A 23,937-nucleotide genomic window follows, 5' to 3' on the forward strand; every position below is an offset into this window, starting at 1 on the left:
ACACCAATGTACGAAAATACATATCCAAACAAACGCTACAAACATACCGCATCATTTTTGCAAACGCATTTACCCAAGGGTACAAAAATTTTAGATTTAGGCGTGCCTAATCCATTTACGCCCATTTTAAAAGAATTAGGATACAACGTTCAAAACACAAAAGGTGAAGATTTAGATTTTAACATAGAAGCAGTTACCAACAATCAAGTTGATGCTGTTACCGCCTTCGAAATTTTTGAGCATTTATTGAATCCGTTTAGCGTTTTACAAAATATAAAAGCAACCAAATTAGTGGCAAGCGTACCCTTACGTTTATGGTTTTCTGCTGCTTACAAAAGCAAAACCGATATGTGGGACAGACATTACCATGAATTTGAAGATTGGCAATTTGACTGGCTTTTGGAAAAAACAGGATGGCAAATTATGGCACGCGAAAAGTGGACAAACCCCACAAAAAAAATTGGGTTCCGCCCACTATTACGAAACTTTACGCCCCGTTATTATATTGTTTACGCCGAGCGCGTTTAAAACCCAAACACATTTTACAACATAAAGCCTGACATAAATTTAAGCTAATTGCGCCCGTTCCTTAAAATTAGCACACTATTAATCCCAAATACACTACGTTGAATTTTTACATTGTTATACCGGCACACAACGAAGAGGTTTATATTAAAGAAACACTGGTTTCTTTGGTGTCGCAAACCTTATTACCCAAAAAGGTGGTGGTAGTTAACGACAATTCTACCGATAACACACAAAAACTTGTTGAAGGCTTTAGCTTAAAATACAACTGGATTACTTTAGTAAACACCCAATCTGCTGAACAACACATACCTGGTTCAAAAATAATTAATGCCTTTTATAAAGGTTATGAAACTCTTGATACAGATTACGACATCATTTGTAAGTTTGATGCCGATTTAATTTTCCCGGAAAATTATTTAGAAACACTGGCCATCCATTTTAAGCAGAACAAACAGCTAGGTATGGCTGCCGGATTTTGTTATATTCAAAAAAACAATACCTGGATTTTAGAAAATCTTACCCGCACAGATCATATTCGCGGTGCCTTAAAGGCCTACCGAAAAAAATGTTTTTTAGATATTGGCAAACTCAAGCCATCCATGGGCTGGGATACCGTGGACGAATTGCTTGCTAAATATTATGGATGGGAAGTTTTAACAGACCAATCACTACATGTTAAACACTTAAAACCAACGGGACAAAATTACAATAAAACTGCTAAATATTTACAAGGAGAAGCCATGTACAAAATGCGCTACGGCTTCTTTATTACAAGTATTTCTGCCCTAAAATTAGCACTTAAAAAAAAGAGTCTAACTCTGTTTGCTAATTATATGACTGGTTATTTTAAAGCCAAAAAAAGCAAGCTAGCCCCCCTGGTAACACAAGAAGAAGGCGTTTTTATACGGCGGCTTCGTTGGAAGGGCATGTTACATAAATTTATACCCCGTAAAACGCCTTAAAAGCGCCATTTATCATAGGCGGTTGAAGCTTCCAAAGCAGTTTCCAAATCATCGTCCAAATTTGGGAAAAAATCGATTCCCGTTAAGACTTCTAAATAATCTACAGACACCACAAAAGACTCCAACGGTTTACCGGTTTGTTTATGTGGTATTAAAAACGCGATTATTTTGGGCTTTGTTCCGTTGTAATCAAAAACAACTTTATAAAAGAAGGCTGGAACAGACACCTGTTCTGGCCCTATGGTTTTTAAATCGGCACTTAAAATACCGCCTGTTACTACAAATACGTCGTGGTAGGTATGGGCCCAATACCGTGTTTTTTGTTCCAGTAAATTCCAAATACCTGCATTAAAAGCTTGCAGCTGCGGGGTTATATTGCTGGTTAAAAACGTTTCGTCGTGTGCTGCTTTACTAAATCGCCTATCGGCGGCAGGACATAAATGCCCTTTATTATAGCCTGAATTTTTATAATTACGCCAACTGGCTGCTCCTGTTTTTACTGCTTTGTCTATTTCAAAAAATGGACGTTTGAAAGTGGTTTTAGAAAGGTGTTCTTTTTTCAGATTGTAAGCCACCCACTCTGCTTGCTCATGCGCTTCGTTATAACTTAAGGAATAACCAGTATGGTGTACCACCAAACCAGTAGTGCTAGTAGGCATTAAAAAAGCAACTGTAGCTGTCTTTATTTCCAGACCGGCTGCTACAGTTGCTTGTTGTGATTGGTTCTTTAGGCTAAATTCGTATCCATACACCAACACCGCTATTATTACGGCAATTACTGTGTATATGGTTCGTTTTTTCACGATTTTAAACTGGCTAAACTACTTTTTAAAGTATCAATTTTTGCCAATGCATCGGCCTCTTTATTACGCTCGTTGGCAATAACATGTTCTGGAGCTCCCGCTACAAAGCGTTCATTAGCCAATTTTTTCTGAACCGATTTTAAGAAACCTTCGGTATAGGTTAATTCCTCTTGTAATTTTTCAATTTCAGCATCCACGTTTATTGCTCCCGAAATTGGAATAAAGTATTCATTGGATTTAATTCTAAAAGTTAAAGCACCATCCACTGCTTGTTCTACATAATTTACGCCATCCAAATTACCTAATTTTACTAAAACGCTATCTAGAGCTGTTGTGGCAGACTCGTTGTTTATTACAAACAAGTTTATGGCGTCTTTAAAAGGTATGTTTTTTTCTTTTCTTATGTTTCGGATACCCGACACCACTTCTTGTGTAAAACCAAAAGTAGTTATCAGCGCCTTGTTATACGTTTTTTGCTCTGGCCAGCTTGCCACAATTAAGGCTTGCTCTGGGGTACGCGTATCCATATACTGCCAAATTTCCTCTGTTAGGAAGGGCATAAAAGGATGTAAAATTTTCAGTATATTTTCGAATTGCGCATTAACCTCATGCCATGTAATAGCATCTATGGGCTGCTGATAGGCCGGTTTAACAATTTCCAATAACCAAGATGCAAAATCGTCCCAAATAAGTTTATAGGTAGCCATTAAAGCATCGGAAAGGCGGTACTTACTGTAATGATCTTCAATTTCTAATAGTGTTTCTTGAAATTTGGCGTTAAACCATTCCAAAGCCACTTTACTCGCCTCGGGTTGTGGCAGTTCATTACTTACCTCCCAACCTTTTACCAAACGAAAAGCATTCCAGATTTTATTAGCAAAGCCTTTTCCTTGTTGGCACAATGCCTCATCAAACATTAAGTCGTTACCAGCGGCAGCGCTTAACAGCAAACCAACGCGTACGCCATCTGCGCCATAATTGTCAATTAGTTTTAAAGCATCGGGCGAATTCCCCAAGGATTTACTCATTTTTCGACGTTGCTTATCGCGTACCAGACCAGTTAGATATACATTTTTAAATGGCTTCTCGTTTTGATATTCGTATCCTGCAATTATCATACGAGCTACCCAGAAAAATAAAATATCCGGTCCTGTTACCAAATCGTTAGTTGGGTAATAATATGCAATGTCTTCGTTATTTGGATTTCTAATACCATCAAAAACACTTATTGGCCACAACCAAGAAGAAAACCAGGTGTCCAGTGCATCTTTATCTTGTTGTAAGTCGTGTTCGGTTAGCTTGGTATTTCCTGTTTTTTCTTGCGCTTTAAGCAGTGCCTCTTTTGGTGTTTCTGCCACTACAAAATCCTCTTTTCCGTCGCCATAGAAGTAGGCAGGAATTTGTTGGCCCCAAAGTAATTGTCTGGAAATATTCCAATCCCTAATATTTTCCATCCAATGCCTGTAGGTATTTTCAAACTTTTTCGGGAATAAGTTAATTTCGGCTTTTTCACCTAAAACCGCGTCGATAGCAGGTTTTACCAATTCGGTCATTTTTAAAAACCACTGGTCGGATAGGCGTGGTTCAATTACAGCGTTGGTACGTTCGGAAGTTCCTACTTTATTAAGATGCTGTTCCGTTTTAACCAGAATATTTAATTGGGTTAACTCTTCTACAATCTCTTTTCGCACCACAAAACGATCTTTACCTTGGTAATGTAAGCCAAAGCTATTTAGGGTGGCATCATCGTTAAAAATATCGATAACTTCCAAATTGTGTTTATCGCCTAAATTTTTATCATTTTCATCATGAGCTGGGGTTACTTTTAAGCAACCGGTTCCAAATTCAACATCCACGTACGTGTCTTCAATAATAGGAATTACCCTGTTACAAATGGGCACGATGGCATTTTTACCTTTTAAGTGTGCAAAACGGGAATCGTTGGGGTTTATACAAATGGCTGTATCGCCAAAAATAGTTTCTGGTCGTGTGGTAGCAATGGTAAGGGTTTCGTTGCTGCCTTCTATTTGATACTTAAGATAGTATAAATTACCTTGCTGTTCAATATAAACTACCTCCTCGTCGGATAGAGTTGTTTTGGCTTCGGGATCCCAATTTACCATGCGGTATCCACGATAAATAAGCCCTTTGTTATATAAATCTACAAACACTTTTATAACCGATTCGGACATGTCTGGATCCATTGTAAATTTGGTCCTATCCCAATCGCAGGAGCATCCCAACTTTTTAAGCTGCTCCAGAATTACGCCACCATACTCGTTGGTCCACTCCCAAGCATGTGCTAAAAACTCATCGCGCGTTAAATTATTTTTATCTATGCCTTGCTCTTTTAATTTAGCCACTACTTTAGCCTCGGTAGCAATAGAGGCATGATCGGTGCCTGGTACCCAACAGGCATTTTTACCCTGTAAGCGTGCGCGGCGAATTAAAACATCCTGTATGGTATTGTTAAGCATGTGGCCCATATGTAACACACCAGTAACATTTGGCGGCGGAATAACAATGGTATAAGGCTCGCGCGCATCTGGTGTAGAATGAAAATAATTGTGTGTCATCCAGTAGTCGTACCACTTACGCTCTACTTGACTTGCATCATATTTTGATGGAATTTGCATACTTTGGAATAGTTTTTGAATATATAACAGGCAAAAGTACTTATATTTCTTTTTTTACTAAAATTAACGAGCGGTTATTCTGAATGAAAATAAGTTTAACATATTTATAACGCAGCCGTACATCTAAAAATTTTGTAAAATGCTGAAAAAGTGTTTAAGTTTACCAACCCATTAAATAAACGAATTATGAAAAATGTAATTACTATACTTTTTATTGGTCTTATTAGCCTTACCGCCATGGCCCAAACTAAAGTAGCAAAAATCGAATTTAAGGAAACTACAATTGACTATGGTGTCATTGAAAAAGGTGCAGACGGCCTTCGCGTGTTCGAATTTACCAATACCGGAACCGCTCCACTTATTATTTCGGATGTAAAAAGTACTTGTGGATGTACCGTTCCAGAAAAACCTAAAGGCCCTATTGCCCCTGGCGAAACTGGTAAAATTGCTGTAAAATATGATACCAATCGTGTTATGCCAATTAGAAAAACAATTACCGTACTTTCCAACGCAGAAACACCAACCGTAGCGCTTAAAATAAAAGGAAACGTTATCGACCCAAGTAAAACAAGCGTTTTAGAGAAAAAAAATAGCAGTGTTATGAATCAATAATTTACTACTATTTCACGTATAAACAGCCTTGAGAAATCAAGGCTGTTTTTGTTTCTATAACGACCATATTTTTTACAGCAGCGCTAGCCCTAACTACAGTATTATAGAAATGCTGTTAATTTTACTAAAAAAGCTAATTACCCGACACATTTAGGCATGAAATTAATTTAATTTTCAGAACTTTGCTTTTTAATACAATAAGCTCATGCCAAACATATCTCAAAAAGGGGCATTAATGCCACAATCGCCTATTAGAAAGCTTGTTCCATATGCCGAAAAGGCTTACAAACAAGGCAAAACCGTATACCATTTAAATATTGGGCAACCAGATATTAAAACGCCCGAAATAGCTTTAGACGCCGTTAAAATAAATTCGTTAGACATTCTAGCATACACCCGCTCCGAGGGGTCGGATGAATACCGCGCTAAAATTGCTAACTACTACGCCAAACATGACATTATTGTTGAAAAAGAAGACATTATTGTAACCACTGGTGGTAGCGAAGCATTGCTATTTGCCTTTGGTAGTATTATGGATGTAGATGATGAAGTGATTATTCCTGAACCTTTTTACGCTAACTACAATGGCTTCTCCACGGCCTCTGGCGTTAATATAGTGCCGGTTATTTCTAAAATTGAAGATAATTTTGCTTTACCACCTATTGAAGCGTTCGAGAAATTAATTACGCCAAAAACCAAAGCTATTTTAATTTGCAACCCTGGTAACCCAACAGGTTATTTATACACCAAAGAAGAAATTAAAAAATTAGCCGAGATTGTTATAAAACACGACTTATTTTTAATTGCAGACGAGGTATACAGAGAGTTTGCTTACGATGGTATTACGCATTATTCCATTATGCAGGAAGAAAACCTAAAAGAACATGCCATTATTATAGATTCTGTTTCTAAACGTTACAGCATGTGTGGCGCCAGAATTGGCTGTTTGGTTTCTAAAAATAAAGACGTAATAAGCACTGCTTTAAAATTTGCTCAAGCACGGTTAAGTCCGCCAACTTTAGCACAAATAGCCAGCGAGGCTGCCTTGCAAACACCCCAAAGTTATTTTGATGAGGTAAAAAGTGAATACGTAACACGACGCGACCTATTAATTTCGGAATTAGAAAAAATACCAGGCATAAAAGTAGCCAAACCTAAAGGAGCCTTTTACTGCATTGTAGAACTACCAGTAAAAAATGCCGATGCATTTGCACAATGGCTATTAGAACATTTTGACGTAGATGGCGAAACCGTTATGGTAGCTCCCGCAGCAGGATTTTACTCTACACCAGGTGTTGGCTTAAACCAAATAAGAATTGCTTACGTTCTTCAAAAAGAAAGCTTAATTAAAGCCGTTAACATTATTAAAGAAGCTTTAAAAGTGTACAAAGATTAAGTGCAAATTTTAGAAAACATATCCTTAAAGTCCTACAACACCTTTGGTATAGATGTAACCGCCTCGCACTTCGTGTCCGTTACTACGGTTGCCGATTTACAAAAGGTGTTGGGCTTAAAGGCCTATCCAAAAAAATTAATTTTAGGAGGGGGCAGCAACCTGCTTCTTACCAATGATGTAGATGCTTTGGTTATTCATATAAATATGAAGGGCATAGCTGTAGTTTCAGAAACAGATACTACCATTCAAGTTAAAGCGTCGGCAGGCGAAAATTGGCATGAATTTGTTCTGTGGTGTTTGCAAAAAGATTACGGTGGGTTAGAAAATTTATCGTTAATACCAGGAAATGTGGGCACGGCACCCATTCAAAATATTGGCGCTTACGGTGTAGAACTGAAAGATTTGTTTGTTTCCTGTACGGCATTAGAAATACAAACAGGCCGCTTACAAACATTTCTAAAATCGGATTGTAATTTTGGATACCGCCATTCCATTTTTAAGCAAGAAGTTGCTGGGCAATACATAATTTGCAGTGTTACCTTTCAGCTTACAAAAACCAATCATGTGCTGCACACCAAGTACGGTGCTATTCTGGAAGAGCTTAATAACATGAAAATTCAAAAACCAAATATTCAAGCTATCTCCAATGCCGTAATTGCTATTAGGCAACGTAAACTGCCGGATCCTAAACAAATAGGTAACAGCGGTAGCTTTTTTAAAAACCCCATAGTTTCTGTTGCCACTTATAACAGCATAAAGCAGCAATTTCCAAATGTGCCTGCGTATACCGTAAGTAATTCGGAAGTTAAAATACCAGCAGGATGGCTTATTGAAAAAGCTGGTTTTAAAGGCAAACGCTTTGGAAATTATGGTGTTCATAAACATCAAGCTTTGGTGCTTGTAAATTACAGCAATGCATCGGGGAACGATATTTTTAAATTAGCCACATTAATACAGCATACCATTAAACGACTTTTTAATGTTTCGCTAGAATTTGAAGTTAACATTCTTTAATTAAGCAGAATTACCTAACTTTATTGCAACTGTTAACTTCAAAAAAGAAGTCCGACATAAGCTATTACCTTTTATTTTGATAACACCCACCGAAACGGAAATTATAAATTTCCTTAAAAATGGCGACACCAAGGCCATGCCCTTACTGTACGACAATTATGCCGATGCCTTATTTAGTGTCATTTCTAAAATATTAAAAGATCCCGATTTGGCACAGGATGCCTTGCAAGAAACGTTTATAAAAGTTTGGAAAAAAGGCAGGTTGTACGATCCAAATAAAGCTAAATTATTTACTTGGCTGTTTCGTATTGCCCATAACACAGCCATAGATAAGGTAAGAAGTATAAACAAGAAACTAGAATCGGAAATCCAAATAGATACCACAAACGTACATACCATAACAGTGGCATCATTTAATCAGGATGTTATGGACATTCATTCCCACTTAAACAGTTTGGAAGAAAAATATCAAGTGGTAATTAAGGCCTTATTTTTTGAAGGCATGACGCAGGAGGAAGCCAGTAAAGAATTAAACATGCCACTAGGAACTGTAAAGTCCCGATTAAAAATTGGCCTCCGAGAATTAAAAAAAATATATAATCCAGAAACCAGTTCTGATGCAAACTAATGTTAAAAAAATTTTAGAATCGGATTTATTAGAGCAGTATCTTTTAAACCAAACCACGCCAGAGCAGCGCCTGTATGTTGCACATTGTATTGCGCAATACCCAGACGTAGCCAAAGCCTATAATAAGCTACAAAACCAACTAGAACTGGTTGCCCAAACCCAAGCCATATCGGCGCCAAAGACAGTGTTACAAAATGTAAACAATATAATAAGCCAACAATCAGCAACGGCACCTGTAACCAAAAGCAGCCCGTATAGAAACTGGCTACCTATGGGCATTGCCGCCAGTATTATTGCCTTAATTTTTGCTGGCACCTCCTTGTGGCTTTACAATCAAAACCAGGCATTAAAAATTGAAAACCAAAAAATAGCAGACGAGATTTTTGATAGATTAGAAGATTTAGACGACAAAAAAAATCGTTTAAACGCTATGATGGCACAAGTAAAACAATTAAACAATCCTGAAACCGAAAAATACATAATTAAAGGAAATAACCGTGCCAAGAACTTAAAAACCATAGCCTACATAAATGCCAAGGAAAAAACCTCTATGATAGATGTGGTTTCCTTACCTAAATTACCAGAGGAGCAGTGTTACCAAATATGGGCAGAGCTAGATGATAAAATGATTAATTTGGGTATTTTAAGCGACACTCACCGACAGTTAAAACCCATACCGTATCCAGAAAATGCCTTAGCTTTAAGCATAACCATCGAGCAAAAAGGTAACAACTTAACAGCTACCAAAGAAAATGCAGTAGCCGAAATTTATTTGAATAAATAAAGCAACCAAAATTTAAATAATTAGTGGGGTTTAATACTTATTTAACTAGTTACTTTTTTAAAATTTTATACCTTTGCAAAAATACTTATTATGAAACTTTTCCTATTAACATTAGTATTATTGGGCCTTGGTATTGCTGGTATTACCATAAAGCTATGGGCTAAAAAAGACGGCAAATTTGCCGGCACCTGTGCTAGCCAAAATCCCATGCTAAACAAAGAAGGAGAATCCTGCGGGTTTTGTGGCAAAACACCAGACCAATTTGAAAACTGTAACGAACCGCAACACTCGTAAGTTACATGCTCCTATTAGAGGTTCTCTACTATATTTTTATAGTAGTGTTCTGTTTTCAGCTAGGCTATTATCTGCTTATTTTCGGTCAATTTACACGTATAAAATTAGCAGCTAATGTTACAAACAATCTGCCGCCTGTTTCGGTTATCATTTGTGCTAAAAATGAAGCCGAAAATCTGAAAACTTTTCTACCCAGTATAATTGCACAACAATATCCCGTTTTTGAACTTGTTTTAATTAACGACGCTTCCTACGATCATACTTGGGACGTAATGGAAAATTTTTCCGAACAGCATCCCAATGTAAAGCTTGTTAATGTTAAAAATACCGAAGCCTTTTGGGCAAATAAAAAGTATGCGCTAACATTAGGTATTAAAGCGGCCACCTACAACCACCTTTTATTTACGGATGCCGACTGCCAACCCATTTCAGAAAATTGGATTTTAGAAATGGCTGGACATTTTTCAGCTCAAAAATCCATAGTATTGGGCTACGGCGCCTATCAAAAAATAAAGGGTTCGTTGCTAAATAAACTAATTCGATTTGAAACGTTATTTACAGCCTTACAGTATTTGTCATTTGCTAAAATAGGTATGCCTTATATGGGTGTTGGTAGAAATTTAGCCTATACAAAAGAAGATTTTTTTCGGGTTAGTGGCTTCATGAAGCACATGCATATCCGTTCTGGCGATGATGATTTGTTTATAAACGAAATTGCCAATAAACACAACACCAGCTTATGTATTTCAGAAAACAGTATTACGGTGTCTGTTCCTAAAAAAACATTTAGCGATTGGGTAAAACAAAAAAGAAGACATATTACCACGGCACAGCATTACAAAGCGGGACATAAAGTATTGTTAGCGTTGTTTTACATATCGCAGGTATGCTTTTGGCTTTTAGCAATTCTTTTATTAAGTTTTTTGGTGCATTGGCAACTTGTTTTAAGTGCAATTTTACTGCGTTTTGCGTGTCAATACCTAATTATTTGGCACACTGCCAAAAAACTTAAGGAAAACGATTTGGTGCTTTTAGCTCCTTTTTTTGAGTTGTTTTTAGTTATTTTTCAATTCATTATATTTACTACCAATATCTTATCAAAACCCAAACATTGGAAATAACCCATGCCATAGAGCGCGCTAAAGAAAAAGACCAGAAAGCCTTTAATTTTTTATTGGATTCGTATTGGGATTATGTTTACGGTTTTCAATTAAAACGGGTAGAAAATGAAAATGACGCCGAGGATATTACCATTCAAACATTTTCAAAAGCATTCGATAAAATTGATACATTTAATCCAGATTACAGTTTTAAAACTTGGCTTATTACCATTTCTAAAAACATTCATATTGATTTAATAAGGAAGCAAAAAAATTCTATTTCACAAAATATTGCTGGTAGTAATGACGACAAGTATCAGGATATTTTAGACGATTCGCCTTCACCCGAAGACAAACTAATTACCGAACAAAATTTAGCCAAACTACTTCGCGATATAAAAAAACTGAAACCACATTATCAAGAAGTGATTAATCTAAGATACTTTCAGGAGTTGAGTTATAAAGAAATTTCAGCAGAGATTAACGAGCCTATTAACAACGTGAAGGTTAAATTGCTACGTGCCAAGAAATTATTGGCAGACATTATTAAAAGCTAAAGCCAGCTTGAATTGAAAAAAATCGCTGATTAATATGAAACGTTTGTTGATTACTATTATTTAAACCTATATTTTTCACTACTATTGACTTATAATTAAATAGGTTTTGAGCTATAATGGAGAAACTAAACCTATCATAAAAATATTGAAGCTTAATATTTGTGAATACATAATTTTTATCCAGAGCATTTGATTTAGATTTGAACACAGGGTTTAGTTCAATATTGAACGTAAATTTTTTATATTTATAACTAGGGCTTACAAAAAAGTTTAACCTATTTATATTTGTAACTTGATTAGAATTTAACATGAAATTAATACGCTCTAATTCTACTTTAGACATTATATTAAATCTTTTCTCTAAAATTGATGTATATTTTAGTGACAGCATATTGTAAGCAACTAAACGATCATTGTTAATGGCGTTTATTATTAATTCAGATTTTGCTAATCTACCATTCAAAGAAAAATTAATAGCACCTTTTAATTTTTTTACTCTTTTATCAACTTTAAAAATATAACTTAAGTATTTATTTGTGTCGCCTTGATTTATAACTGAATTAAAAACAAATGGCGAAATTATTAATGAAGATAAGTTTAAATCGTCTTTGGTTTCAATGTAATTTAGTAATAGATTAAAATGCGTCATTTTTTCCCAAAAACTATAATTATACTCAAAAGAAGTAGAATTTAAAGTAGTGTAATTTAAATTGTTAACACCTTTAATAAAGTCCATGCCGCCACTTAAATAATAGTTTTCAATAAAATTATTTGGGTCAAATGGCTGCATCTTTCTTTGATGTTTTAATTTAAATTTACCAAAAGTTTTAGAATTATAATTTAAATCAAATTTATAATTTAAAAACCAATTGATATTTTTTGACGTATTTAGGTTCGTAAGAATTCCGTTTGTTAATTCTAATTCCGTTTTAAAATTTATTCTTCTTGATATTCGAAATTGGTTGATTATACCAACTTCGACTAAATTATACTTAAAACTACTACCATCTAAAAATTGGACGTTTTCATTGAGATAATTATTAAAATTATTGGTTCCATTTAATTGTCTTGTTCTGCTTTCGTACTTTAAAAAGACATTTAAATTTTTATTAAAAAGTAAGGATGCTTTAGAAAATACATGTTTGTCTTTGTCATTTATAAATTGTTCTAAATTATAAACATCTTCACCAGAACTATTTATATTATAATTATCATCACTATCATCAGATTTAAAATAAGCATGGAGTGAAAATATTTTATTATTTTTCAATTTTTTACTATATTCTATTTTACTGTTTAAACTTGTTGAATTTAAACTAAAAGTTCTTAAAAAGCTTGAATTTTGCAGAAAACCAGAGTCTAAATCTTCAAATTCATTTCTGTTAACTTGAATTTTAGTTTCTAAATAGTCAGTATCGGTTTTGTACTCCAATTTTAAATTTACGTAGCCAACGGAATTTCCATTACTATATTCGGAAATAGTATTTAAATTTGTACTATCTAAATCAACATAAACAACGTTTTCTTTATAATCTAAAGTATACTTATCTTTAGCATATCCTAAATTAAAAGATAACTTCAGTTGCTTACTTAACGCTATTAAGTCTGATGCTGTAAATATTAATGATTCATTATCGTAAAAGTTTGCGTTGGTTAAAAAATTTGGCTTAAAAATAGTTTGGTTATTTATTAAGGTTAAATTTTGAGTACTATTTAAATTATCTTTAATTGCGAAATTACCAATGGTATTCTCATAGAGAACACCCAAACTATTTCCTTTAAAAGTAGCATAAAATTTATTTTTTTTCTTTATTAATAATTCACTTATCGTCAAATTATAATTTCTGTCTGTACTTAACGCTATGTCAGCTTCTCCAATCCATTGATTTTTTGCATCATCTTTTAGTTTTAAATTTATAGCAGTGTTGTTAGAAGTACTTAACGTTTTAAGTATCGAATTCTCATTGTAATTATTTATTATTTCTATTTCATCTAATATTTTGGGATTTAAGTTTTTGGAAAGTACTTTATAATCCAAATCAAACATGTTATCACCTTCTACAAGAATTGTGTTTATACTTTTACCATTTATTTCTATTTGACCATCTTCCTTTACTATCACCCCAGGAATATTTTTTAATAAATCTTCCACAGTCCTATCTTCTCTTTTTAAATAAGAATCAACCTTTATTAAAATAGTATCATTTTTATTACGAATGGACTTTGAAGTTTTGATAAGGACTTCATCTAAATTTTGAGTCTTGGAAATTAATTTGAAATTCTTGAATATCGCAGATTTATAATTGAAGAGTAATGAATCTATTTTGGTTTCATAAAAAATGGCATTCACCTGAATTTCTATAGTTTCATCAGGGTTGTTTAATTCAAAATAATATTTCCCTAAGTTATTTGTGGTAGTAGAGTTTAAAAAACTTTTTTGTTTCTTCTTAAATAAAACAACTGCTGCACCTTCTATTGGATTATTTAAGCTATCGGTAACCATACCTGATAGTTCAATGCTTTGAGAATGACATACGGCACTGGTAAGTACAAATAATAAACTTAAAAACCTATTCAACCTGATAAATTATAGCTTGCAATAATTCTATTTGACTATCTAAAAATTCTATACTATAGTATGGTTGCGGCTTAAATCTTTTCGAAAATCCAGATCCTTTATTAGCCAGCACAGCTTTTTGAGTTTCAATTTTGTCCTGATAGAGCAAATATTTTTGGTTTAAAAATTCCTCAATACCCAAGGCCTCTTTAACTTCTGGCCAAGCTATCTGATCCGAGCTGTTTTTTGTTATTTTAATAGTATTAGCAGTAATATGTATTTGATTAAATTCATCTTTAATTTCTAATATTAAACCTGGTAAACCATGAAATTTCCATGGACCATAGCTCAAAGGAATACCGTAAGTAAACCAAGCATTATAAAGCCTTCCTCTAAAATTTGTTTGCGCTTTATATGCCAAATAAGTACCAATTTTTTTGGTTTCGTTTGTAATTTTCCAGTTAAAATCAATACCATCATCTTGTACCCAAATTAAATAATTATATTCCAAAAGTTGTTGCGAGTATAATTTGTTGGTAGTTTTATTATAATAGGTTTTTTGCCCGTCATCCTCAAACACATAACGCGTTATTGTTGTATGGTTTTCATTATGTAAATGACCACAGGTTAAATCAACTTGGTATTCACCTTCCAATTTACTACTGTTATAGTTGAAAACAGAAGTAAAATCATTAAAAACTAAAGTGGCTTTGTATTCATAATTATCAATACAGTAATTAAAATTAAGATTGAAATTATAAAAAATTTCGCCATAAGTATTTTGAGCATTGCTGCAAAAGCAGCCTAATAAGAAAACAACTATATATAGATTTTTCATATTGAAAAAAAAGACCTTGCCTGAAAGAAGGTTAATGAATTGATTTTAATATTTAGCTACATGAATCTACTACGTTGTTATAGAAGACTGACCATTCTTCAGCGCTACACCAGCCTGAATAAGTTCCATTGTATAAGCAACCTGGTATATTTATACTGTAGGTTTGACCACAGGGTTCTTTCTGAAAATAAACATCTTCATTAGATTTAGTATCATTGGCAAACACGGAAGTGGTTGACACAACTAAAATTACAGCAAATGCTATTACAGCAATTACACTATTTAGAAATTTTTGACTTTTTTTCATAATTACATAAATTTTAGTTTCTTACAAACAAGATCTGTACGAAGTAAAAAAAAAAAAAAAAAAAAAACGAATAACCAAAATTTTAACTAAAATAAGATAAAACAAATACATTTCTAAATTTAATTTTTCATTAATACTATTTTAAATGATAAATAAATATAAATTAAAAACTTTATTTAATCACAACATCAAGAAGTGATTAATCTAAGATACTTTCAGGAGTTGAGTTATAAAGAAATTTCAGCAGAGATTAACGAGCCTATTAACAACGTGAAGGTTAAATTGCTACGTGCCAAGAAATTATTGGCAGACATTATTAAAAGCTAAAGCCAGCTTGAATTGAAAAAAATCGCTGATTAATATGAAACGTTTGTTGATTACTATTATTTAAACCTATATTTTTCACTACTATTGACTTATAATTAAATAGGTTTTGAGCTATAATGGAGAAACTAAACCTATCATAAAAATATTGAAGCTTAATATTTGTGAATACATAATTTTTATCCAGAGCATTTGATTTAGATTTGAACACAGGGTTTAGTTCAATATTGAACGTAAATTTTTTATATTTATAACTAGGGCTTACAAAAAAGTTTAACCTATTTATATTTGTAACTTGATTAGAATTTAACATGAAATTAATACGCTCTAATTCTACACCCAAATAAATATAATATTTTGGTTAAACACATTATCAAGACATTATAAATTTAAGGTTCTTTAAGGGCATAAGTAACAAAGCCATTTAAGCAAAACCATGAATTTATTAGTAACGTAAAAGTGTTGTTACGGTACGCCAAAAAAACTATTGGTAAACCTTACGAGCAGCCAACACCATGTTTTAAGATTAAAACACCCTTATTATTTAAAAAACATACGGACTTAACAGGCAGATATAAGTTTAAAGAGCCGTTATAAAATGTCTAAAAAAAGAGGACTTTGTTGCAAAAAAATTATTTATTTTACTTTTTTATTACATTAATTATTAAAAAAGCGGCTATTATAAAGCTATTTACATTGTATCATAATACGCAGGTACAACCTTAAAACAACCAAATCTATAAAAAATGAGTATTAGTTTAAAAAAATTAGGCCCGGGACTTTTGTTTGCTGGTGCAGCTATTGGTGTTTCGCATTTAGTTCAATCTACACGTGCTGGTGCCGACTTTGGTTTGGGACTGCTTTGGGCGCTTGTTTTAATTCATATTGTAAAATATCCCTTTTTTAAATTTGGTGCCTTATATGCCGCCACCGCCAAAGAAAGTTTGCTAGATGGTTACAAGCGTTTAGGCAACGTGGTATTGGTAATTTATGCAGTTATTACATTTGCCACCATGTTTACCATACAAACCGCGGTTACCACAGTAACTGCAGGCATTGCGTCGTCGTTGTTTAATATAAATTGGCCTACCACATATTGGTCATTAATTATTTTAATTATTTGTCTGCTAATTTTGCTAAAAGGCCGCTATTCGTTTCTGGATAAACTCATGAAAATTATTGTAATAGCACTTACTGTAAGTACAATAATTGCGGTAATAATGGCTTTTAACACCAACCACAACCCCTTAACCTTAACACAGGTGTTTCCAGAAAACGCATTAGAAATTGGTTTTTTAATTGCATTTATGGGTTGGATGCCAGCACCTTTAGATGTGTCTATTTGGCACTCGCTTTGGGCTTTAGAAAAGAAAAAATTAAATCCGGAAACCACTTTTAAATCCAGTATAACCGACTTTAATATAGGTTATGCCGCTACGCTTATTTTAGGTTCTTGCTTTTTAGGTTTAGGGGCATTAGTTATGCACCAATCTGGCGAAACCTTTGGATCCTCTGCTGCTGGTTTTGCCAATCAGCTTATAAACATGTACACCAACAGTCTAGGAAATTGGGCGTATTGGCTTATTGGTATTGCAGCTTTAACCACGATGTTTAGCACCACATTAACAACCCTAGACGCATCGCCTCGCTCCATGCACAAAACCATGCAATTACTGCAAAATAAACCATTGCCCAAAGGTTATGCCATATGGGTTTTAGCTTTAACGGTAGGCAGTCTCATTATTTTGTTTGGTTTTATTTCGGAAATGGGTGTTCTCATAAAAATTGCGACTATTATATCCTTTTTAACAGCACCTTTTTATGCCATTTTAAATTATGTGCTAATAACCAGTAAACATATGCCAAAACACAAACAACCTAATAAAGCCATGAAAATTTACAGCTGGTTTTGTATTGCTTTTTTAATAGCTTTTAGTTTTTGGTTTTTAAGCACTTTTTAAAAACTAATCTGTATTTAAGGTACGCTTGGTAAACCCTGTAAAGCCTGAAAGAAAATAAACACGCTTCTAAAATGTATTGTATCGAAAAACCCATTAATTCGGGTTTCAAAATAAAATAGCAGCCGCCGTTAACTTTTTACGCAAATACACCTCCTATTTTGTTTTAAACAGGTAACATGCCTTACTTTTACAAGTCGCTACATGAGAAACTAAAGATTGCTATTTAAAATTACCAGCAAGAGTGGTTTTAATTAAGATATCTAATGATTAAAATCTTTGTATCTTTGCAACGGAAAAACAAGTCTATGAAAACAGAAACCGTTTCGAATATCTTACCCGAAAGACAAGCTAAACCAAAATGGCTGCGTGTAAAATTACCTACTGGCAAAAAATACACGGAATTACGCAGTTTAGTAGATAAGTATAGTTTAAACACCATCTGCACCTCTGGAAGCTGTCCAAACATGGGCGAATGTTGGGGAGAAGGCACGGCAACCTTTATGATTCTGGGAAATGTTTGTACCCGCTCCTGTGGTTTTTGCGGTGTAAAAACAGGGCGCCCCGAAACCGTAGATTGGGACGAACCTGAAAAAGTAGCCCGCTCCATAAAGCTCATGAAAATTAAACACGCCGTTTTAACAAGCGTCGATCGGGACGACCTAAAAGACATGGGTAGCATAATGTGGGCTGAAACTGTTAAAGCAGTAAGACGCATGAACCCAGAAACTACTCTAGAAACTCTAATACCAGACTTTCAGGGCATAGAGCAACATATCGATAGAATTGTAGAAGTAGCACCAGAAGTGGTGTCGCATAACATAGAAACCGTTCGTCGTTTAACCCGCGAGGTGCGTATTCAAGCTAAATACGACAGAAGTATGGCCGTGCTTAAGTACTTAAAAGCTCAAGGTCAACGCCGCACCAAATCGGGTATCATGCTTGGATTAGGCGAAGAACGCGAGGAGGTAATTGAAACCCTTCACGATTTAAGAGAAAATGATGTAGATGTGGTAACCATTGGGCAATACTTACAGCCAAGTAAAAAACACCTGCCTGTAAAACGCTTTATTATGCCAGACCAATTTGAAGAGTTTAAAGAAATTGGTTTAAGTTTAGGTTTCCGACACGTGGAAAGTAGTGCCTTGGTGCGCTCGTCTTATAAAGCCCAAAAACACATTAATTAATGATAAGAATTGGCATTAATGGTTTTGGCCGTATAGGCAGACGCGTTTTTAGACTAATACAAAATAACCCAAATCTAGAGGTTGTTGCCATTAATGATTTGGCAGATGCCCGTACCTTAAGTCATTTATTAAAATACGATAGTATTCACGGTGTTTTTACTGAAAACGTTACGCACAACGACACGCATATTATTGTAAACAACATACCCATTGTTTTAACGCATAACAAGCATCCTAAAGATATTAATTGGCGCCATGCACAAGTTGATTTTGTAATTGAGGCATCCGGTAAATTTAAAACACCGGAAACCCTTCAATACCATATTACCAATGGGGCTAAACAGGTAATTTTAAGTGTTCCTCCAGAAGACGATACCATAAAAACCATTGTTATGGGCGTTAACGAACACACGCTAGATGGCACCGAAACTGTAATATCCAACGCCTCATGTACTACCAATAATGCCGCACCTATGATGGATGTTATCCATAAATTATGTGGTATTAAACAGGCCTATATTACTACCGTGCATTCGTATACAACAGACCAAAGTTTGCACGATCAGCCGCACCGCGATTTACGCCGTGCTCGCGCTGCAGGCCAATCTATTGTTCCAACAACTACAGGTGCTGCCAAAGCCTTAACGCGAATTTTTCCAGAGCTATCCAATGTTATTGGTGGTTGTGGTATTCGGGTGCCTGTACCAAACGGATCGTTAACAGACATTACCTTTAATGTTGAAAAAACGGTTACAATTGAAACCATTAACAACGCATTCAAAGAGGCTTCCGAAGGCTACTTAAAAAACGTTTTGGCTTACACCCAGGACCCCATTGTATCCATAGATATTGTAGGCAACCCAGCTTCTTGCATTTTTGATGCACAAATGACATCGGTTATTGGTAACATGGTAAAAATTATAGGGTGGTACGATAATGAAACAGGATATTCGCAGCGAATTTTGGATTTAATAACCTTTTTATCGTTAAAAATACAGACTTTATCGAGCAATTAGTTATATTTGTGTACTAGCTCTAATCCATAATGTGGCAGAAATATACATATTTATACTTCTTGTTTCTTCTTTTTTGTGCACCATTATCCGCACAAATCGACATTAGTAACGAGAATGAAAACATTCAAATTAACATAAACTACAAAATAGATCAGGCGCAACAAGATCTTGAAAACAGCGCCTATTATAAAGCCCAAAAACAACTTGAAGAAGCTTTAAAACTTTCCGAAAGCATAAATTCAAAAAAAAGTGCAGGCATTATTTATGCCAAACTTGGTAAACTGCAATACATTCTAGAAGAACCCGATGCTGCCTTAATAAACTTGTTTAAGGCCAACGAAATTCAACGCATTATTAAAGACGACGTTAATCGTGCCGAAACCTACAAGGTAATTGCCGATGTTTATGCTGGCAATCAGGATTACCGGCAAGCACTGGATTATTACGTATCCGCCAATGCTTTATTTGACCAAGAAGGTCTAGATGATTTTGTTGCTGAAGTGCTGCTTAAAGAGGGTAAAACTCGTTTAAAAACCAAGCAATACCTTAAAGCCAACCAACAACTTGAACGGGCCATAGCTTTGGCCAAACGTTACGAACTAGACAAAATACACAGTAGCGCCTTAATTCATAACGGCAAAGCGTTAACACTTTTAAACCAACCAGAACAGGGGCTAAAAACAACCCTTGAAGGTATTGAACTTGCCAAAGTTAACGGGTTTAGTAGCATTTTAGCCAACGGCTACCTTATTTTAAGCGAACTAGAAGAAACCAATAAAAATTATCAGGCTTCAATAAAGTTTTTAAAAAAACACATGCAGCTATCCGATTCGTTACTACAAATTAAACGCGCTAATTTATCGCCTGAAAAACGCCTTGAAATTTTACTGGATAACCAAACCGAATTTCAAAAAGAACAAGCCGCCAATTTAGAGGAAAAAATTAAAGAAAATAACTTGAGTAAGTTAACAACCATTTTAAGTATTGCCTTAATTACTATCTTGTCGCTACTCACACTTTCTTTATACAAAAACAACAACATTCGCTTAAAAACCAACAACATGTTGCATATAAAAAACAGCGAACTCATTGTTGCCATGGAAAAAGCAGAATTGGCATCCAAAACAAAAGCCAATTTTTTATCCACAGTTACCCACGAACTACGCACCCCATTATATGCGGTAACGGGTTTAACAAATATGCTCTTGGATGAAGATCCAAAACCAGAACAGATTCCGCATTTAAAATCGCTTAAGTTTTCGGGCGAATACTTACTAACCTTCATAAACGATATACTTCAAATAAATAAAATTGAAGCTAACAAAGTAGATATAGAACCGGAAAACTTCAATCTTAAAAAGAAAATGACCAATGTTATTGCTGCTTTAAATAATTCCGCCAGCGATAATAACACCAAATTACATTTGGAATATGCTAACGATATCCCAGAAACTTTTAATGCAGACCAACTAAAAATTTCTCAAATTCTAATAAACCTCATTGGTAACTCTATAAAATTCACCAAAGATGGCGATATCTGGGTACGCGCCAATAAAATAAAACAAGACGGAAAAAATTACGTTATCCGTTTTGAAGTTGAAGACAACGGTATAGGTATCAGCAAAGAAAAACAGGAACGCCTTTACGATAGTTTTTCGCAAGGTTCCGTACAAATAAACCGCACCTACGGTGGTACCGGATTGGGCTTATCTATTGTAAAAGGTTTAATTGAAATTTTAAATGGCAAAATATATTTAGAAAGCCAGATAGGAAAAGGGTCAAACTTCATTTTTGAAATTCCAATGACCTACGCCGAACCAAAAGCCAAACAAGAAAAAGTGGAATACTTCAATAAAATTGACAGTTTAGAGCTTGAAAAAATTAAGATTTTAGTGGTAGAGGACAACAAAATAAACCAAATGATTACCAAAAAAATCCTCAATAAAATGAATCTGAATTGCGACATTGTAGACAATGGCGAAGACGCTGTTGAAAAAGCACAAAACGAAAATTACGATGTTATTTTAATGGATATTCATATGCCTGGAATAAGCGGTCTAGAGGCTACAAAGCGTATTCGTAAATTTAATAAAGATATTACTATTTTTGCCCTAACAGCCGTTACCATAGAAGATAAAATGCCCGAGTTTGACGAAGCCGGATTCTCCGATATTATTTCGAAACCCTTTAAACAAGAAATCTTCGAGAAAAAATTATTCGAAGCGCTAAAAGCCAACAACGGCCTTAAAAACACCCCACCTAGTTAAACCGTTTCACATAATTTAAAACCGCTGCCTCAAAAGCTTCGGAGTTGGTTATAACTGCCTGTATAGGTAAGTAATATAATTTAGAAGCCAAACTTTTATGCACCTTCAACCGCATAAAGTCTTTTTCAGTTGTTAATAAAAAAGCCTTTTTTTCTAATGCCGCTATATCCAAGGCCGTAAATTCATGGTGGTCTGGAAAATTAAGATGTGTAAAATCCAAACCGCAATTTTCTAAATGCTGTACCAAAGGCGCAGCATTGGCGATTCCCGTAACCAAAGTTGGCTTTATAAGAGTAGTTAATTTTTTACTATCCTTTGCCGAAACTACCATGCTACTATATTTTATGGTACTAAAGCACACAAGTTGCCCTTTACGCGGCTTTAAATTTTTTATAAACTGGGTTTTAGTCTCTGCAGTAAGGTTATCCGGACATTTGGTGACTACAATAATTTGTGCTCGTTTAGCACCTTGTTTCGGTTCACGCAAGTTGCCTGTTGGCAGTACCCAATCGGTAAAATAAGGTTCCTGATATGTGGTTAGTAAAATATTAAATCCAGCTGCTACTTTCCTATGCTGAAAAGCATCATCCAATAAAATAAGATCGGGTTTATTGGGTAGTTTCAATAAATTTTCAATGCCGCGTTGCCTATTAGCATCCACAGCCACCTGAATAGCATCCTTAAATTTATTAAAAAATTGATAAGGCTCGTCGCCAAGCGTTTTAGCAGTGTCTTGTTTACCGGCTAGCAAAAAACCTTTGGTACTTCTTTTATAGCCCCTACTTAAAGTTGCAACTTGGTAAGAATCTTTAAATAGGTTTATTAGTAACTCAATCATAGGCGACTTCCCCGTGCCACCCGTACTTAAATTCCCAACGCAAATAACAGGATGCGCATAGCGTTTACTTTTAAAAATACCCCAATCGTAAAACCGATTTCTTATCCAGGTAACCAAATAATAAATAGGCACAATGGGAACTAATATTTTTCGGAGAAGCTTCATAACAACGAAAGTAATTATTTTATCTTTGAAGTTAAACATAAATACTCATGATTGTTCAAGACCTAATTACCATTTTAGAAAATTTTGCACCAAACGCTTATGCCGAGGATTTTGATAATGTTGGATTATTAGTTGGCAATTCCTCCGAAAAAATAACAGGAATACTGGTAACATTGGATACCACCGAAGCCGTAGTAGATGAAGCCATAAAAAAAAAATGTAATACCATAGTTAGCTTTCACCCTATTATATTTAAAGGCCTTAAAACACTTACAGGCAAAAACTATGTGCAGCGGGTAGCCATTAAAGCTATAAAACACAACATAGCTATTTATGCCATACATACCGCCTTGGATAATGCCATTCATGGCGTAAACGACATGATTTGCCAACGTCTAAACCTTACAAGCAAGACCATCTTGATACCTCAACAAAACACCATAAAAAAACTAACCACCTATGTGCCTCATAAACATGCCAATACGGTAAGGGAAGCTTTGTTTAAAGCAGGTGCCGGTAGCATAGGTAACTATTCTGGCTGCAGTTTTAACACCCAGGGTACAGGCACCTTTACAGCAAGCGCCAATGCTAATCCAGTAATAGGCAACAAACTAGAAAACCACGAGGAACCCGAAACAAAAATAACCGTTACGTTTCCAAAACACTTAAAGTCTTCCATTTTAAAAGCGCTTTTTGCAGCACATATATACGAAGAGGTAGCTTACGAAATTACCGCTCTGGAAAACACCAACCAACATATTGGTATGGGTATGGTTGGAAACTTGCATACGCCCATGGAAGAATTAGAGTTCTTGGCATATGTTAAACAACACATGCACACCCCTGCCATTCGCCACTCCCAGTTTTTAGGTAAACCTATTCAAAAAGTAGCTGTTTTGGGTGGCTCGGGAAGTTTTGCTATTGGAGCAGCCAAACAAGCTGGCGCAGATGCCTTTATAACGGCCGATTTAAAATATCACGACTTTTTTCAAGCAGAAAATACCATCCTTTTAGCGGATATAGGTCATTATGAAAGTGAGCAGTTCACAAAAAATCTTTTAGTAGCGCATCTTACAAAAAAAATTACTAATTTTGCACCTGCCTTACCCTTAAGTAAGGTATTATTATCAGAGACCAATACAAATCCTGTTAAGTATTATTAAAGT

At 34.8% G+C, this 23,937-nt stretch carries 21 protein-coding genes and 1 pseudogene; 16 read left to right on the forward strand and 6 right to left on the reverse strand.

Annotated features, from left to right (window positions below; all coding sequences use genetic code 11):
• Nucleotides 1-6 precede the first annotated feature (6 nt).
• Nucleotides 7-528 carry a methyltransferase gene (locus ACFSQP_RS08455; protein WP_376893392.1) on the forward strand — a complete coding sequence of 174 codons (522 nt, stop codon included), beginning with the start codon at nt 7-9 and terminating at the stop codon, nt 526-528.
• 98 nt (nt 529-626) lie between these two features.
• A complete protein-coding gene (locus ACFSQP_RS08460) occupies nt 627-1,490 on the forward strand; it encodes a glycosyltransferase family 2 protein (RefSeq protein WP_376893394.1) in 864 nt (287 codons plus the stop codon).
• Here the strand turns inward: ACFSQP_RS08460 and ACFSQP_RS08465 are convergent.
• Together ACFSQP_RS08465 and ACFSQP_RS08470 are read right to left on the reverse strand one after the other, a co-directional pair.
• Entirely contained in the window at nt 1,487-2,293 is an 807-nt protein-coding gene (locus ACFSQP_RS08465) for a DNA/RNA non-specific endonuclease (protein WP_376893396.1), read from the reverse strand. The genes ACFSQP_RS08460 and ACFSQP_RS08465 overlap by 4 nt on opposite strands.
• Nucleotides 2,290-4,929: a valine--tRNA ligase gene (locus tag ACFSQP_RS08470; RefSeq protein WP_376893398.1), complete on the reverse strand. Its 2,640-nt coding sequence runs from the start codon at nt 4,927-4,929 to the stop codon at nt 2,290-2,292. Before ACFSQP_RS08470 ends, ACFSQP_RS08465 begins: the two co-directional genes overlap by 4 nt.
• 186 nt (nt 4,930-5,115) lie before the next feature.
• Here ACFSQP_RS08470 and ACFSQP_RS08475 point away from each other — a divergent pair, with 186 nt between their 5' ends.
• The 8 genes from ACFSQP_RS08475 to ACFSQP_RS08510 all read left to right on the forward strand — a co-directional run bounded on the left by ACFSQP_RS08475 (nt 5,116) and on the right by ACFSQP_RS08510 (nt 11,314).
• The gene (locus ACFSQP_RS08475; RefSeq protein WP_376893401.1) at nt 5,116-5,541 is read left to right on the forward strand and encodes a DUF1573 domain-containing protein; all 426 of its coding nucleotides are present in this window, start codon (nt 5,116-5,118) and stop codon (nt 5,539-5,541) included.
• 205 nt (nt 5,542-5,746) lie between these two features.
• Entirely contained in the window at nt 5,747-6,937 is a 1,191-nt protein-coding gene (locus ACFSQP_RS08480; protein WP_376893403.1) for a pyridoxal phosphate-dependent aminotransferase, read from the forward strand.
• Nucleotides 6,938-7,951 (forward strand): UDP-N-acetylmuramate dehydrogenase, encoded by a 1,014-nt coding sequence (gene murB, locus ACFSQP_RS08485; protein WP_376893406.1) that lies wholly within the window; start codon nt 6,938-6,940, stop codon nt 7,949-7,951.
• A 76-nt stretch (nt 7,952-8,027) separates the two neighbouring features.
• Nucleotides 8,028-8,579, forward strand: a complete 552-nt coding sequence (locus tag ACFSQP_RS08490) for an RNA polymerase sigma factor (protein ID WP_376893408.1) — start codon at nt 8,028-8,030, stop codon at nt 8,577-8,579.
• Nucleotides 8,569-9,363, forward strand: a complete 795-nt coding sequence (locus ACFSQP_RS08495; protein WP_376893410.1) for an anti-sigma factor domain-containing protein — start codon at nt 8,569-8,571, stop codon at nt 9,361-9,363. Before ACFSQP_RS08490 ends, ACFSQP_RS08495 begins: the two co-directional genes overlap by 11 nt.
• Nucleotides 9,364-9,453: 90 nt before the next feature.
• Nucleotides 9,454-9,657 carry a membrane or secreted protein gene (locus tag ACFSQP_RS08500; RefSeq protein WP_376893412.1) on the forward strand — a complete coding sequence of 68 codons (204 nt, stop codon included), beginning with the start codon at nt 9,454-9,456 and terminating at the stop codon, nt 9,655-9,657.
• Between the two features lie 5 nt (nt 9,658-9,662).
• Nucleotides 9,663-10,778 (forward strand): glycosyltransferase, encoded by a 1,116-nt coding sequence (locus ACFSQP_RS08505; RefSeq protein ID WP_376893414.1) that lies wholly within the window; start codon nt 9,663-9,665, stop codon nt 10,776-10,778.
• A complete protein-coding gene (locus ACFSQP_RS08510; protein ID WP_376893416.1) occupies nt 10,769-11,314 on the forward strand; it encodes an RNA polymerase sigma factor in 546 nt (181 codons plus the stop codon). Before ACFSQP_RS08505 ends, ACFSQP_RS08510 begins: the two co-directional genes overlap by 10 nt.
• Here ACFSQP_RS08510 and ACFSQP_RS08515 read toward each other — a convergent pair.
• The 3 genes from ACFSQP_RS08515 to ACFSQP_RS08525 all read right to left on the reverse strand — a co-directional run bounded on the left by ACFSQP_RS08515 (nt 11,304) and on the right by ACFSQP_RS08525 (nt 15,016).
• A complete protein-coding gene (locus tag ACFSQP_RS08515) occupies nt 11,304-13,817 on the reverse strand; it encodes a hypothetical protein (RefSeq protein WP_376893418.1) in 2,514 nt (837 codons plus the stop codon). The two genes, ACFSQP_RS08510 and ACFSQP_RS08515, sit on opposite strands and share 11 nt — an antisense overlap.
• A gap of 67 nt (nt 13,818-13,884) precedes the next feature.
• On the reverse strand, nt 13,885-14,709 hold the full coding sequence (locus ACFSQP_RS08520) for a GLPGLI family protein (protein WP_376893420.1): 825 nt from the start codon (nt 14,707-14,709) through the stop codon (nt 13,885-13,887).
• Nucleotides 14,710-14,761: 52 nt separating this feature from the next.
• Entirely contained in the window at nt 14,762-15,016 is a 255-nt protein-coding gene (locus ACFSQP_RS08525; protein WP_376893422.1) for a hypothetical protein, read from the reverse strand.
• 183 nt (nt 15,017-15,199) lie between these two features.
• Between ACFSQP_RS08525 and ACFSQP_RS08530 the strand changes: the two are divergent.
• The 5 genes and pseudogenes from ACFSQP_RS08530 to ACFSQP_RS08550 all read left to right on the forward strand — a co-directional run.
• A pseudogene (locus ACFSQP_RS08530) lies at nt 15,200-15,343 on the forward strand (RNA polymerase sigma factor); the annotation flags it as partial.
• Nucleotides 15,344-16,086: 743 nt separating this feature from the next.
• The gene (locus tag ACFSQP_RS08535) at nt 16,087-17,301 is read left to right on the forward strand and encodes an NRAMP family divalent metal transporter (protein WP_376893424.1); all 1,215 of its coding nucleotides are present in this window, start codon (nt 16,087-16,089) and stop codon (nt 17,299-17,301) included.
• A 305-nt stretch (nt 17,302-17,606) separates the two neighbouring features.
• Nucleotides 17,607-18,485 (forward strand): lipoyl synthase, encoded by an 879-nt coding sequence (gene lipA, locus ACFSQP_RS08540; RefSeq protein ID WP_376893426.1) that lies wholly within the window; start codon nt 17,607-17,609, stop codon nt 18,483-18,485.
• Complete coding sequence (gene gap, locus ACFSQP_RS08545; protein WP_376893429.1) at nt 18,485-19,501, forward strand: type I glyceraldehyde-3-phosphate dehydrogenase; 1,017 nt, start codon at nt 18,485-18,487, stop codon at nt 19,499-19,501. The genes lipA and gap overlap by 1 nt, the downstream gene beginning before the upstream one ends.
• A 59-nt stretch (nt 19,502-19,560) precedes the next feature.
• A complete protein-coding gene (locus tag ACFSQP_RS08550; RefSeq protein ID WP_376893431.1) occupies nt 19,561-21,768 on the forward strand; it encodes an ATP-binding protein in 2,208 nt (735 codons plus the stop codon).
• Here ACFSQP_RS08550 and lpxK read toward each other — a convergent pair.
• Complete coding sequence (gene lpxK, locus ACFSQP_RS08555; protein WP_376893433.1) at nt 21,761-22,771, reverse strand: tetraacyldisaccharide 4'-kinase; 1,011 nt, start codon at nt 22,769-22,771, stop codon at nt 21,761-21,763. The genes ACFSQP_RS08550 and lpxK overlap by 8 nt on opposite strands.
• A gap of 47 nt (nt 22,772-22,818) precedes the next feature.
• On the opposite strand from lpxK, the gene ACFSQP_RS08560 reads away from it, so the two are divergent.
• Nucleotides 22,819-23,934, forward strand: coding sequence for a Nif3-like dinuclear metal center hexameric protein (locus tag ACFSQP_RS08560; RefSeq protein ID WP_376893435.1), 1,116 nt, complete (start codon nt 22,819-22,821; stop codon nt 23,932-23,934).
• The last annotated feature ends 3 nt before the right edge of the window (nt 23,935-23,937 follow it).

Origin of the sequence: Bizionia sediminis, from assembly GCF_042684585.1 — a bacterium.
Lineage (GTDB): Bacteria > Bacteroidota > Bacteroidia > Flavobacteriales > Flavobacteriaceae > Algorimicrobium > Algorimicrobium sediminis.

Coding starts and splice junctions, on each gene's coding strand:
- ACFSQP_RS08560 (WP_376893435.1), top strand. CDS start 22,819: ATGATTGTTCAAGACCTAATTACCATTTTAGAAAATTTTGCACCAAAC.
- lipA (WP_376893426.1), top strand. CDS start 17,607: ATGAAAACAGAAACCGTTTCGAATATCTTACCCGAAAGACAAGCTAAA.
- ACFSQP_RS08470 (WP_376893398.1), bottom strand. CDS start 4,929: ATGCAAATTCCATCAAAATATGATGCAAGTCAAGTAGAGCGTAAGTGG.
- ACFSQP_RS08455 (WP_376893392.1), top strand. CDS start 7: ATGTACGAAAATACATATCCAAACAAACGCTACAAACATACCGCATCA.
- ACFSQP_RS08495 (WP_376893410.1), top strand. CDS start 8,569: ATGCAAACTAATGTTAAAAAAATTTTAGAATCGGATTTATTAGAGCAG.
- ACFSQP_RS08525 (WP_376893422.1), bottom strand. CDS start 15,016: ATGAAAAAAAGTCAAAAATTTCTAAATAGTGTAATTGCTGTAATAGCA.
- ACFSQP_RS08520 (WP_376893420.1), bottom strand. CDS start 14,709: ATGAAAAATCTATATATAGTTGTTTTCTTATTAGGCTGCTTTTGCAGC.
- ACFSQP_RS08500 (WP_376893412.1), top strand. CDS start 9,454: ATGAAACTTTTCCTATTAACATTAGTATTATTGGGCCTTGGTATTGCT.
- lpxK (WP_376893433.1), bottom strand. CDS start 22,771: ATGAAGCTTCTCCGAAAAATATTAGTTCCCATTGTGCCTATTTATTAT.
- ACFSQP_RS08475 (WP_376893401.1), top strand. CDS start 5,116: ATGAAAAATGTAATTACTATACTTTTTATTGGTCTTATTAGCCTTACC.
- ACFSQP_RS08515 (WP_376893418.1), bottom strand. CDS start 13,817: ATGGTTACCGATAGCTTAAATAATCCAATAGAAGGTGCAGCAGTTGTT.
- gap (WP_376893429.1), top strand. CDS start 18,485: ATGATAAGAATTGGCATTAATGGTTTTGGCCGTATAGGCAGACGCGTT.
- ACFSQP_RS08535 (WP_376893424.1), top strand. CDS start 16,087: ATGAGTATTAGTTTAAAAAAATTAGGCCCGGGACTTTTGTTTGCTGGT.
- ACFSQP_RS08505 (WP_376893414.1), top strand. CDS start 9,663: ATGCTCCTATTAGAGGTTCTCTACTATATTTTTATAGTAGTGTTCTGT.
- ACFSQP_RS08480 (WP_376893403.1), top strand. CDS start 5,747: ATGCCAAACATATCTCAAAAAGGGGCATTAATGCCACAATCGCCTATT.